The organism is Pseudomonadota bacterium (assembly GCA_022361155.1).
In the GTDB taxonomy this organism is placed as follows: domain Bacteria; phylum Myxococcota_A; class Polyangia; order Polyangiales; family JAKSBK01; genus JAKSBK01.
The window spans coordinates 1-12767 of the sequence record JAKSBK010000131.1 but is presented as its reverse complement, the minus strand read 5'-3'; the positions used below and the strand labels follow the sequence as shown (position 1 = coordinate 12767).

The 12767-nt window shown below is 65.0% G+C and carries 8 protein-coding genes; 2 read left to right on the top strand and 6 right to left on the bottom strand.

The genetic code is table 11. The features are described from left to right. Positions 1-136 precede the first annotated feature (136 nt). Positions 137-3241, bottom strand: coding sequence for an amidohydrolase family protein (locus MJD61_04460; protein ID MCG8554529.1), 3105 nt, complete (start codon positions 3239-3241; stop codon positions 137-139). A 511-nt stretch (positions 3242-3752) separates the two neighbouring features. On the opposite strand from MJD61_04460, the gene MJD61_04455 reads away from it, so the two are divergent. After that, positions 3753-4439, top strand: a complete 687-nt coding sequence (locus MJD61_04455) for an SRPBCC family protein (protein ID MCG8554528.1) — start codon at positions 3753-3755, stop codon at positions 4437-4439. 66 nt (positions 4440-4505) lie between these two features. Here MJD61_04455 and MJD61_04450 read toward each other — a convergent pair whose 3' ends face one another. Next, on the bottom strand, positions 4506-7184 hold the full coding sequence (locus MJD61_04450) for a cation-translocating P-type ATPase (protein MCG8554527.1): 2679 nt from the start codon (positions 7182-7184) through the stop codon (positions 4506-4508). Between the two features lie 305 nt (positions 7185-7489). Between MJD61_04450 and MJD61_04445 the strand changes: the two genes are divergently transcribed. Then, positions 7490-9247, top strand: coding sequence for a protein kinase (locus MJD61_04445; protein MCG8554526.1), 1758 nt, complete (start codon positions 7490-7492; stop codon positions 9245-9247). 230 nt (positions 9248-9477) lie between these two features. On the opposite strand, the gene MJD61_04440 is transcribed toward MJD61_04445, so the two are convergent. The 4 genes from MJD61_04440 to egtB all read right to left on the bottom strand — a co-directional run. Next, a complete protein-coding gene (locus MJD61_04440; GenBank protein ID MCG8554525.1) occupies positions 9478-10068 on the bottom strand; it encodes a YdeI/OmpD-associated family protein in 591 nt (196 codons plus the stop codon). Between the two features lie 220 nt (positions 10069-10288). Continuing rightward, positions 10289-10714, bottom strand: coding sequence for a DUF1801 domain-containing protein (locus MJD61_04435; protein MCG8554524.1), 426 nt, complete (start codon positions 10712-10714; stop codon positions 10289-10291). A 190-nt stretch (positions 10715-10904) separates the two neighbouring features. Then, complete coding sequence (locus MJD61_04430; protein MCG8554523.1) at positions 10905-11459, bottom strand: hypothetical protein; 555 nt, start codon at positions 11457-11459, stop codon at positions 10905-10907. A gap of 96 nt (positions 11460-11555) precedes the next feature. Further along, on the bottom strand, positions 11556-12767 hold a 1212-nt coding region (egtB, locus tag MJD61_04425), incomplete at its 5' end, for an ergothioneine biosynthesis protein EgtB (GenBank protein ID MCG8554522.1).

Sequence of the window (12767 nt, the reverse complement as noted above, 5' to 3'; positions counted from 1 at the left end):
GTCGTCCACAGCTTGCTGGCCACCTCGGAGATCCAGTCGAGGGTCTCGGCTGAGGTTCGGCAAAGCCGGTCAAGAGGGCCGAGCAACACCTCGGCACCCTTGCCAACGGCGCCCGGCCCTCGGCGATACAGACGAGTTATTCTTCCGTGGGCCCTTGGTGATGCGTGGGGGCCGTGACAGGGCGGGTCGCGCCGCCGGGCATCTGCCAGTAGAACTTGCGGCGCTTGCGCCTGGCTCCAGTTAGCTCGTTCATGGTCCGCGCGTCGTACAGGCGCCCGTTGACCATGGTGTAGCGCACGCGATCGGAGTGGCGGATGTTCTCGAGGGGGTTGGCGTCGATCACCACCAGATCGGCGAGCTTGCCTGGCTCGAGCGAGCCCAGGTCCTGCTCCATGCCGATGTAGCGGGCACCGGCCAGGGTTCCGGCCCGGATCACTTCGAGCGGCGTCATGCCGCCCTGCGCGAACATCCAGAGCTCCCAGTGCGCGGCCAAGCCTTCGCGCTGCCCGTGAGCTCCCAGTTGCACTCCGACTCCGGCATCCACCAGTCGCTTACACAGCGTGGCGAGGCGGATGTGGTTCCAATCGCCGCGCGATGCCAGCTTGCGACGCCGCGCGCGCCCCTCATACGCGAATGGCGGTACGAACGTCTTCAAGCGCTCGTGGTCGAACACATCGGCGTGTGCGTACCAGTAGTTCTCGCCCCAAAGCCCCCCGTAGCCCACGCCCAAGGTAGGCGTGTAGCCGACCGTGGTTGCCGACCATAGCTGCAGGATATCTCGGTAGCCCGTGGCGACCGGGATGGCGTGCTCGATACCGGTGTGCCCGTCCACGATCATGTTCATGTTGTGCATGAAGGTCGAGCCACCTTCGGGCATGACCTGCATGTCGAGCTCGCGCGCGGCAGCAAGCACCTGCTGCCGCTGATTGCGGCGCGGCTGATTGTAGCTCTTGACGCTGAAGGCGCCGACCGCTTTCATGCGGCGCAAATGGCTGCGCGCATCGTCGAGACTGTCGATTTTGGCTTTGAAGGGGGCCTTCGCACCGTACAGGATGGTTCCCGTGGAGAAGATGCGCGGCGCGACGATCCGTCCGGCGCGAGCGAGCTCGGCTGCCGCGAAGATCGCCGCGGTGCTGGCCGACGGATCGTGCACCGTGGTCACGCCGAATGCCAGCTCGGCGTAGTGCAGCCAGTTCTGGTGCGGCGTGATTCCACCCTCGCCCTGGGGCCCGTGCGCATGCACGTCGATCAGCCCCGGAATGATGGTCATCCCCTTTGCGTCGATCTTCAGGGCATCGCGGGGCACGCCGACCGATTCGCCTATTGCTACGATGCGGTTGCCTCGGACGAGGATCGTTCCCTTGTCGATGACTTCGTCGCCCTTCATCGAGATGATGCGGGCGCCGACCAGCGCCACCTTGCCCGCGGGCACGTCCGAACGCCGGTCGAAGCCGATGTCCGTGCCTTTTTCGGGCGGCTTGGCCGGTTTCTCGGGTGCGCCGTCGATGAAGGAGAAGGCCTCCTTGAGATCACGCGCAAAGAGCTCGGGGCCGAGCGCCCAGTAAAGTCGACGACTGCTGCCTGACCAGTGCAGGTACTCGCCGGCGTCCCTGCTGACGCGCTGCACAGGCAGGCCCTTGGTCTTGGGGCCCACCTTGAAGGGACGGCCGGTGATCGGAAACGGAGTGATGTAGGCGTTGAAGAACTCGCGGAACGCCACCCATTTGCCGTCCGGCGACACGCGGAACTCGGTTGCGTTTTCGCTGCGCAGGTGGGTGCGGGGCTCCGCTCCGCTGAGCTCCACGCTGGCGAGCACCCGGATGCGTTCGTCCTTCTCCTTCTTGGTATGAACGAAGAACACCCGGTCCTCATCGGCGCCGAAGTGAGGGGCGTGGCCCCGGTGGCTGACGAGGGTGGGTGTTCCGCGCCCGGTGCTGGGGATGGCGTACAGGCCCGGGTCGTGGGACCACTTGGGCGACAGCAGCGGGCCGCCCCGGGCCTTGCGGAACACGACCACGCGGCCGCTCGGGCTGAAGGTCGGCTCCCTGTAGTGACCCGGTGTGGTGCTGATGGTACGGCCGCGGCCGCCCGTTCGAGGCACGATTCGCAGCGAGCCAAGCTCGTTGCGGTCGTAGCTTACGTACACGACGGACTTGGAATCGCGCGAAAACGAAGGGTAGAATTCGAAGACGTCGTTGTCGCGTGTGAGCCGGCGCGGTTTGCCCCCGGGCAGCTTCCGGATCCAGAGCTGGCCGAGCGCCTGAAACACGACCGATTTGCCATCAGGCGAGACCTGCACCCAGCGCAGCATCTTCGTGTGGAAGGTCTCATGGTGTGCGCGCTGTTTCGGTCGCAGCGTTTCGAGCACCGTACGTTCATCGCGTACCCGAAACGGAATCAGCGTGTCTCTGGTGGTTGCAACGTCGGCGCGGTGAATCTTGCCGCCCGCCCAGTACACGATGCTCTTGCTGTCGGGCGTCCACGCAAGTGTCGGGTAGACGCCGTGAATCGCCCATGTCTCCTGCATGTCGCGGTCGAGCCGGTCGCTGAGCGCTCGCTCCGCGCCCGATCTCAGATCGTGGACGAACAAGACGGTGCGCAAGCCCATTCGGCGCACGAACGCCAATGACTTGCCGTCGGGCGAAGGGGTCGGGCGAACCGCTCCACCAGGCCCACCAATGAAGGTGTCGATGCGCCCGTCCTCTCGGTCGAGCCGGCGAATGGAGTAGATTCCGGCGTGTGGATCTTTGTTGTAGCGAAAGGTCGAGCCCGGCGACATGTCGCGGCTGAAGTAAAGGTGCTTGCCGTCGGGGCTGAAAGCAGGCTCACCCACGTCCTTCTGGTCGTTGGGCTTCTCGGTCATCTGCACGCCTTCGCCGCCCGCGATGTGATAGAGCCAAATCTCGCCCGCACCCAAGCTCCGGCGGCTGGTGAAGTGTTTGCGTACCGCGATGTACTGGCTGTCGGGTGACCAAGCGGGGCTGTTGACCAGCCGGAAGTCCTCTTTGGTAACCTGCAGGGGCTTTCCGCCAGCGGCTGGCATGACCCAGATGTTGTCCGCGCCACCTCGATCACTGGTGAAGGCGAGCCACTTGCCATCCGGCGAGAAGGCGGGCTGCATGTCCCACGAGAGCCCCTGAGTCAACGATCTGGCTTCGCCGCCAGCCATCGGTACGCTGTACAGGTCGCCCAGCAGATCGAATGCGATTGTTTTGCCGTCGGGGCTCACCGACAGGCTCATCCAGGTGCCTTCGTCGGCGTCGATCCTGACCTGCTTCTTGGGGCCGGGGGGCTCTTCGACGTTCCAGGCTTCCTTCGCCTTGCCGCCGTCCTTCTCGTCGCCGTCCTTCGCCTTGCCGTCCTTCTGGTCGCCGGCTTTCTTGCCGACGGCCTTTTCGGCGCCGCTACGCTCGAGCTCGTCGTCAGCGTTTGCCGGGGAGGGGTGAAAGGACAGGCCGCCGCCAGGCTCCGGCAACGTGGATCGACCGTCCCCTGTCCTTGGGCGGCAGCCGCTTGCGGCAACAAGCGCAAGCAGCGCCAACCAAGTTCGTGATGGGTGAGGCGGAGGGAATGTGCACATCGCGGTTGAGTACCATCCAAGCGACCCTGCTTGCCAGTGCGACCCTGCTTGCCAGAGCGGTGACTGGCCTCTTGGCACTGGCGCCGTCGGAGCTTTCACAGCGACCGCAGGCCGCCCAGCCTTGGCAGGCCCGACCTTTCGTGCCAAGTCAAGGGCCACAAGGAGGCTCGCCATGCTGAAGAAGACTCTGCTCGTGCTGCTCGTGGGAATCGGTGCTTTCGGTGTCTATGCGGGGAGTCGACCCGGCGCCTACCGTGTCGAGCGTTCCACGACGATCGACGCACCCGCAGCTGTCGTGTTCGAGCAGCTCGACAACTTCAAGGTCTGGGCAGCCTGGTCACCCTGGGAGAAGCTCGATCCGGCGATGAAGAGGACGTTCTCCGGCCCCGAACGAGGTGTGGGCGCTATCTACGAGTGGGAGGGCAACGACGAGGTCGGCAAGGGCCGCATGACCATCGTCGAGAGCGACGCGCCGACGCGTCTGAAGTGCCGGCTGGAATTCATGCAACCGTTCGAGGCGCAGGCGGACACGCAGTTCGATCTGAGCGGTGAGGGCGATGGGACACCGGTTTCCGTGACCTGGTCGATGTCGGGCGAAAACAACTTCGTGGCCAAGGTCTTTGGTGTGTTCATGGACATGGAGGCCATGATCGAGCAGGACTACGACAAAGGTCTCGCAGCCCTCAAGGGGCTGGCCGAAGCGGAGTCGGCCAAGCGCAAGCAGGAGGCTGCCCGCCTTGCTGAAACCAACCGCCTTGCTGAAACCGCCACGAACTCCAAGACCGCAGGCGCGGTTGAGGCTGGCACGGCCACGCCAGAAGGCATCGCTGCCAAGCAGCAGGCCACGGCTGCGAAGTAGCGAGCCCGATTGCGCTCTGCCCAGCCCTCGCTCGGGGACGTTCCGAACGCGCGGTTCGCACCGGCGTTATCTGGTGACCGAAGCGGGCTCGGGCCACACGCGTCCGATGGTCCATTTCGCGAGCTCGACGGCAGGGACGATCGTGGCCGAGGCGCACGCGGTCAGGGTCCAGTCCGAGCCGCTCAGTGGGAACGTACCGAAGGGTGTGTGAAGCGCCGGCAGGTAGAGGATCAGACCCAGCAGCACGAGCTCCCAGCCAATGGCCAGGTTCAGCCAGCGGTTGTTGAAGGGCTGGCGCATTACCGAATGGCGATCGGAGCGAAAGTTGTACGCCTTGAAGAACTGGATCAGGACCAGGGTGACGAAAGTCAAGGTCATGGCGTCGTCAACCGGGCGACCGCTCTTCAGCGCCCACACGAAGACGCCCATGTTGACGGCCGTGGACCAGAGCCCAGCGACCAGCATCAGCGCCAGCAAGGGACGAGTGAAGATGCTGGACTGCTTGGTCCGCGGAGGCCGGCGCATCAGGTCTTGGTCCGGTGGGTCCACCGACAACGCGATCGCTGGCAACCCATCCGTGGCCAGGTTCACATAGAGGATCTGGACGGCCGTTAGTGGAAGCGGCATGCCGAGCAGTGCCGTGCCTCCGACCAGTCCGATCTCGCCGATGTTCGAGGCCAGCAGGTAGCCCAAGAACTTCTTGATGTTGTCGAAGACACCGCGCCCCTCTTCGACCGCAGCCACGATCGAGGCGAAGTTGTCGTCGGTGAGGCTCATGTCCGCCGCTTCTTTGGTGACATCCGTACCCGTGATGCCCATGGCCACGCCGATGTCGGCCTTCTTGAGCGCAGGAGCGTCGTTGACACCGTCGCCGGTCATCCCCACCACGTGACCCCTGCGCTGCAGGGCAGTGACAATTCGCAGCTTCTGAACCGGCGACACGCGCGCATACACCCGGATGGACTCGATCTCGCGCTCGAGCGTCTCGTCGCTCATCTCGGCGAGCTCCGGTCCGGTAACCGCGCGACCGCCATCGTTGCCGATCAGGCCGATCTCGCGAGCAACCGCTTGGGCCGTCACCGGGTGGTCGCCCGTGATCATGAGCACGCCGATGCCCGCCTCTCGGCATGTCCGAAGGGCGTCTCGTACCTCGTCACGAGGGGGATCGATCATGCCGACCAGGCCGAGAAAGGTCATGTCCTGTGCGGCGCTCTGGATTTCGGCGTCCGGCTTGGATGCGACGGCCAGCACGCGCAGCGCCTGACCGGCCATGTCCTGCGCAGCCGTCAGGATCCGCTGGCGCGTTTGATCGTCCAGCGGCACCACGGCAGCACCGCTAGCGACTCGCCTGCAGGACGACAGGATGATCTCGGGCGCGCCCTTGGCGCATGCCAGCCGCCCGTCGGGTGCCCGATGCAGGGTGGTCATGCGCTTGGCTTCCGAAGTGAAGGGGATCTCATCCTCGCGCGGAAACCGAGCGTCGAGCTCCGGTTTGTGCAGGCCCGCCTTGGCTGCCGCGACCACCAGCGCCCCCTCCGTCGGATCCCCCCGCAGCGTCCAACGTGGCTCTTGCGCAGGCCTGACGAGCTCCGCGTCGGATGCAAGCGCCCCTGCTCGGAGCAGCGCCAAGAGAGGCTCGCTGGGATCGAACGGCTGGCCGTCGCGCACGAAGGATCCGGCGGGGTCGTAGCCTGTGCCCGACACATCGATCAGCTCGCTGTCCACCCAGATCTTGCGCGCGGTCATCTCATCTTTGGTCAGGGTGCCTGTCTTGTCGGTGCAGATGATGGTGGTGCTACCCAGTGTTTCGACGGCGGGCAGGCGCCGCATGAGCGCGTGGCGCTTGACCAGGCGTTGCACTCCCAGGGCGAGCGAGATGGTGACCACGGCGGGCAGGGCCTCGGGAACTACGGCCACGGCAAGCGCGACCCCGAAGACCAGCATCTCGATGAAGGCGCTGCCTCGGAGCACGCCCAGCACCACGATCGCAGCGACCACGCCCAGCCCCGCCCGTGCCAAGGAACGGCCCACCCGATCGAGGTTGTCCTGCAGCGGCGTGCGGCCCAATTCCACCGTTGCGAGCATCCGGGCTATCTTGCCGAATTCGGTGCTCATGCCGGTGGCAACGACCAGCGCGCGGCCGCGTCCGTACGTGACCGATGAACCCGAGTAGGCCAAGTTGGTGCGATCGGCAACCGCCAAGTCCGCGTCGAGCGCGACCGTCTGCTTGGCAACGGGCACCGACTCTCCGGTCAGTGCCGATTCGTCGGTCTTGAGGTTGGTGACCTGGATCAACCTCGCATCGGCAGGAACGCGATCGCCTGCCTTCAGCGCGATGAGATCGCCACCGACCAGCTCGCGTGCCGGAACCTCCATCCATTCGCCGCCACGCAACGCCGTTGCCGAAGGGGCTGCCATCCTGCGCAGCGCGTCGATGGCTCGCTCGGCCCGGTACTCCTGCACAAAGCCCAGGATGACCGCAAAGGCTACGATCACCGTGATGGCAGCGGCTTCGATGGTGTGACCGAGGAAGGCAGAGAGCGCCGTAGCGATCAGAAGAACAACGATGAGCACGTTCTGGAGCTGCCTCAGCAGGATGGACCACGGCGACGTCTGCGGCCCTGCCTCGAGCTCGTTGGGTCCCTGTTGTGCCAGCCGCTTTGCCGCCTCGGCGTGCGAAAGCCCGGAGGTGCCGGTCTTCAGCTCCCTGAGGAGCGCGTCGGTGGACTGGGCGTGCCACGGGATGCTGGATGACGTGGCGTTTTCGAAGGGTGTCACGGTTGAAATGTAAAGCGTCTGGAGAACCGAGGGTTCCGATCGCTGCGGGGGGCACACCACGGCGCAGCTGAGGCGTGAGTCTACGTCGCTCCCGACGTTTGGCCACACAAGACGACCTCAGTCGAAAGCGCAGAGCGGGCGCTCATACTCGTCCTGGAGCAACGCCATTTCCGCGGTACCTGAAAGCAACGCCGCAACAGCCCTCGCCGGCGCGCGCCGAGCACCAAGTTCGACGCCTGGCCGCCGTACCCCATTTCAGGACGTGCCCGACCGTGGCTCAGAAGAAGTTGCCTGAGAAGAAGACACAGAAGAGACCGGCTTCGAAGCGTGACCCGCGCGACCGTTCCATCGGCGGCGAAACCGTTACGGTCGGGGGTGGTGGCGCATTGGCCGCCGCGCGCCGCCATCACTCAGGACCGGATGATCAGCCGCGCCGCCATCACTCAGGACCGGATGATCAGCTGCTGAGCCCGGGGCAGAAGCTCGGCCGTTACGTGATTCTCGAGGCGGTGGGCGGTGGCGGCATGGGGCTCGTGTACAGCGCGTACGACCCCGATCTGGATCGCAAGATCGCCATCAAGGTGCTGCGCACCGCGGCCCTGGACGAGTCCGGGCCGGAACACGGATCGGGGCCCACCCGGCTGCTGCGCGAGGCGCAGGCGTTGGCTCAACTGTCTCACCCCAACGTGCTACCCGTTTTTGATGTAGGGGTGATGGAAGGCCGCGTGTTCATCGCCACGGAGTTTGTACAAGGCCGTACGCTCTCGTTTTGGCTTCGGCAGCACAAACGCAAGTGGCGTGCGGTAGTCAGGGTGTTCTTGGCGGCAGGCGCCGGTCTGGAGGCCGCGCATCGCGCAGGCCTCGTTCATCGCGATTTCAAACCGCAAAACGTCCTGGTCTCGGATGAAGGCAGCGTTCGCGTGATGGATTTCGGTCTCGCGCGTCGGCTGGACGACGATGCGAGCGTACCGCCCGAAGCCGGTTCCGGCGAGCAGCCGGCGCCGAGCAGCCGTGACACGCCCGACGTACGCAGCGTCTCGACGAGGCGATCGGCGTCCTCGAGCGACGAGCCATCGTACGACAGCCGCAACCCTCCTTCCCATCCCTCCACGGGCCCGCTGTATCAGCACCTGACCCAGGCTGGCACGGTGCTGGGTACGCTTCCTTATCTGGCGCCGGAGCTCGAGCAAGGTGGTCCGGCGAGCGAGGCTTCGGATCAGTACGCCTTCTGCGTGTCACTCTATGAAGGCCTGTACGGGCGACGGCCCTTTCAGGGTCACAGGCTCGAACTGTCGCAGGCCAAGGCCATCGAAGACTACGCACAGCTACCACCGGAGCGTGCCCGGCAGGTGCCAGGCTGGCTCAGGGCCATCGTGGCGCGGGGCCTCAGTGCCGATCCTGGCAAGCGATGGCCCTCCATGGCCACGCTGCTCGAGGCGCTCGCTCAAGACTCCAGGCGGGCGTCGGAGTCCAGCAGGCGAGCGGACACGGGTCCGCAGACGGCGAGGCTCATCGATTTGGCGCTGCCCGTTATGCGCCGCCTCGCAGAACAGAGCGAGCAGTCATGCCATCTCGTCGTGCAAGAAAACCAGCGGGCCGTCGTGGTGGCCCAGGTGGACGGGCCGCGATTCGTCGGCGTGCTCGTGCAGCCGGGGCGCAGCTTCTATTTGCACGAATCCGCTTCCGGGCACGTCATCGGGGCGCTCAAGTCCACCGATGATCGCGCGCTTTGGCTGCGATCGGTGAAGGCTAGGCTGTCTCGGAAGCGTTACGAGCGCTTCGCCTCGACCCTCGAGCGGATCCGCACACAAGGACATCACGTGTGGCAGAGTACCGTCATTCACGGGGTCACCGACCTTTCCGTTCCAGTGCTGGACACGGGGGGCGCGATCGCGGCGGCGCTAACGGTTCCGTGCCTTCCGAAGATCCACACAGATCGCGTTGCCCACAAGGTGGTGGTTGGGCGTGTGCTCAAGCTCCTCAAAGGGGCGGCGAGCGAGATCTCCCGCGCCCTGACCGAAGCCGACTGAGCGCCATTCAGCTCGGCCTTGGAAGAGAGCCTAATGACTGACGATTCACCCGTTCTCACCCCACGACTCATCGTTTCGAGCTCGGCCGACGCGATCACTTTCTACTCGAAGGTCTTCGGCGCCAAGGAATTGGAGCGCTCAGAGTAACACGGCGCCAAGATCCTCATTCCGGTGGCCGACCGGTTCTACGGCTACCGCGAGGGGCGGATTCTCGACCCGTTCGTCGATTGCTATCTCGACGTCAGCGGCGGGACCCTCTTGCCCGCGGCCGAGCAATCAATGAGCGTCTGCAGCCGCTTCTCGCGTGTGGCTTCGAGCTTGGCGCTGGTGATCCAGTACACCGCGCCGCGCCGGTACCACGGCGCTTGCTCTTCAAAAAACGCCCACGCCTTTTCGTTGGCGCGCAAGCGGCGCCTGTGCGCGGCGGGCAGCTCCGCACGCTGCGCGTCCTCGTAGGAGTAACCGACCACGCCGCCCTTGTGTCTGCGCTCGAACGCTTTGCGACCCGCGGCACGCATGTGAGCCGATGCCTCGAGCGCCGCCACACGCTCGATGTTCACCTTGCTCCAATTGCTGCCGGGCCGGCGCGGGGTGAAGCGGATGGTGTAGCGCCCGTCGTCCACGCTCTTGCGGATGCCGTCGATCCAGCCGTAGCAGAGCGCCTCATCGACCGACTCGGGCCAGGTGACGCTCGCTTTGCCGGTCCCCTTTTTGCAGTAGCCCACCCACAGGTGCCCGGCCTTTTTGTGGTTGTCGCGAAACCACGCTCGCAGTTTGTCCGGGGTCGCGAAGTAGCGCGGCTTGGGCTTCTCGACGGGCATCGGTCACTCACTACGTATCCGTCCGCCGAGTTCGATCCAATGCTACCCAGCGCGAACGTCGGAGGCGGCGAGAATCAGGCGATTTCGAACAAGCGCAGCCATCGGGCCTCCAATCGATGGTGCGCTGGGTGCCCTTGCTCACGTCCCGAGAACCCGCGGACACGCCAGTCTCTGGAGACGGCATCTTGATCGACCACCGTAGGTTTTGCGCCGACGCTTTTCACTCCGGATATCTCCTTTGCATGTCCTTCCAGCCGGCTCGCACCAGACGCTCGAGCACCTTCATGTCGACGTCGGCAAGGCGCTTGATGTAGAGGCACGACTTGCCCTTCTTGTGCTTGCCAAGCTTCGCGAGGATGTGATCGTAATTCGTGTAGCCCGGCATGATGTAGATGGTGATGTCCTGCTTGCGTGGTGAAAAGCCGATGCGGAAGAAGTCGCCCTCGCGGCCGCTGTCGTACTTGTAGTGATACTTGCCGTAGCCGACGATCGCGGAGCCCCACATCGTTGGCCGCTTGCCCGATACGTCCTTCAAGAGCTTGGCAATCGTCTTGCAGTCGCGCCGGCGGTCGTCGTCGGCAATCCCGTTCAGAAACGCTGCAACGCTCGTTCGGGTCGGCTGCGTCTTGAGCTTTGCTTTTGCCATCGCGCCTCCAGCCAGCGGCGCCCCTTGTCGGTGAGACGGTATTTCTGCAACCGGCTGCTGGGCTTGTCTGGAATTGTGTACTCGACGAGCTCATCGTCCAGGAGCTCGTTCACCGAGCCCCACATCGTGCTCGTCACCGACGTAGTAGCGATCGATTTTGGCCGCTTGCTCGATACGTCCTGCTCGGCCACTAGAAGGTGACGCCTAGCTGCAACCCCAACGGCCAATTCACTCGGAACAAGAAGGCTGTGAGGGAGGCGAAGTGATAGCGGCCTCCCATGCTCAAGGTTGGGCGCACCGTTAGGTTCCGCTCCGCGGCGAGCGCCAGGCCGAGCTCCGGGAACAGCGACCAGTCGCGGTCGACGTAGAAGTTCCACTGCAAAACCACTGGAAACCAGATTCCAATGTCACCATCCTGCGCAAACAGCAAGGTGACGCCCGGACTGAGCGCCAGTTCGTCGTTCGCGGTGCGCAACAGACCTCGCGTGGCCACCGGAATGTCGACCCTCGCCCCGACCCCGAGCGAGTCGGCATAGCCCAGGTTGACGTGTGCATCGAAACGAACTGCGCCGGAGCCGCGGTAGGCGTGCGCGCCGCTGGCGGACAGCAGCAGGCTCAGCATCAGCGACGGACCGAAGAACCGGCTCAGCGGCGCGCGAATGGCGGGGCAGCGACGCCCCTGGCAGCGAGGAGCGGTCTTGGGACCGGAGCTACGGTCGGCGTGTCGGGGCGTGTGTGGCTGCATGGTCGCTCTATGTTTGCTGGCTACGACGCGGTTCGGCGGCTACGACGCGGTTTGGTGGCTAGGCGCGGTTCGGTGGCAGGCGCGGTTCGGTGGCTACTACGTGGCAACAGAGGCGGCTAGGCGGATGCCCGTGAACTGCCAGCGAGTCTGAGGGGGCCAGTAGTTGCGGTAGCTGGCTCGCACATGCGAGCTCGGAGTCACGCACGAGCCCCCGCGCAGCACGAACTGGCCGCACATAAACTTGCCGTTGTACTCGCCCAGCGCACCGTTTACGGGCTGATAGCCAGGATAGGGCTGATACGGCGTGGCCGTCCACTCCCATACATCGCCGTACAGCTGCCGGGGCGTGCGGCGGGTCTCGGGGTCGGTCACCGATGGAACGGTTAGACGCGGGGCCGCCGCGGTACGCAACCTGCGGCTCTCCACGAAGTTGCCGCACACCTCGAGCGGGCGCGCCACCACCTCCCACTCGGCTTCGGACGGGAGCCGCACCCCGCGAAAGCGCGCGTAGGCATCCGCTTCGAAGTAGCTCACGTGGCATACCGGTGCGGCCGGCTCCACAGGCTGCATGCCTTGGAGGGTGAAGGTCCACCATTCGCGGCCACGGCGCTCCCAGTACAGGGGCGCCTGCCATTGCTCGCGCTTGATGCGCTCCCAGCCGTCTGCGAGCCAGAATTCCGGGCGGTCGTAGCCGTCCTCGGCGATGAACTCCATGTATGCTGCGCAGCTCACCGGTTCGCCCGCGATCCTGTAGGGCTGCAGCAGGCAGCGGTGGCGAGGAAGCTCGTTGTCGTAAGCGAATCCGGCTCCAGTGTGACCCACAGCGTGCACGCCGCCCGCGGCTTCGCACCAGCGTGGCTCGAGCACGACCGATCCCAGCGACCCATCCGTTCGGTCGACGTAGGCCGGGCGCAAGGGGTTGCACCAAAGCAAGTGCTTGAGGTCGGTCAAGACGAGTTCTTGGTGCTGCTGTTCGTGCTGCAGTCCCAGTTCCACCACGCTCGCCACGTTGGGGGGGCCACGTTCGAGCAGTGCGAGCACGTGCTCGTCCACGTAGGCGCGATAGCGCATGACCTCGCGCACGGTTGGCCGCGTCAGCAAGCCCCTGCGTGGCCTTGGAAAGGCCGGCCCGACGGAATTGTAGTAGGAATTGAAAAGGTACTCAAAGGTTTCGGACCATGGGTGATAGCCAGGGCAGTGAGGCTTGAGCACGAAGGTCTCGAAGAACCATGTCGTGTGTGCCAAGTGCCACAGTGTGGGGCTCGCGTCCGGCATCGACTGGACCACGTAGTCTTCGATGGACAGGGG

Coding starts and splice junctions, on each gene's coding strand:
- MJD61_04460 (MCG8554529.1), bottom strand. CDS start 3,241: ATGAGCCTGTCGGTGAGCCCCGACGGCAAAACAATCGCATTCGATCTG.
- MJD61_04455 (MCG8554528.1), top strand. CDS start 3,753: ATGCTGAAGAAGACTCTGCTCGTGCTGCTCGTGGGAATCGGTGCTTTC.
- MJD61_04440 (MCG8554525.1), bottom strand. CDS start 10,068: ATGCCCGTCGAGAAGCCCAAGCCGCGCTACTTCGCGACCCCGGACAAA.
- MJD61_04435 (MCG8554524.1), bottom strand. CDS start 10,714: ATGGCAAAAGCAAAGCTCAAGACGCAGCCGACCCGAACGAGCGTTGCA.
- MJD61_04430 (MCG8554523.1), bottom strand. CDS start 11,459: ATGCAGCCACACACGCCCCGACACGCCGACCGTAGCTCCGGTCCCAAG.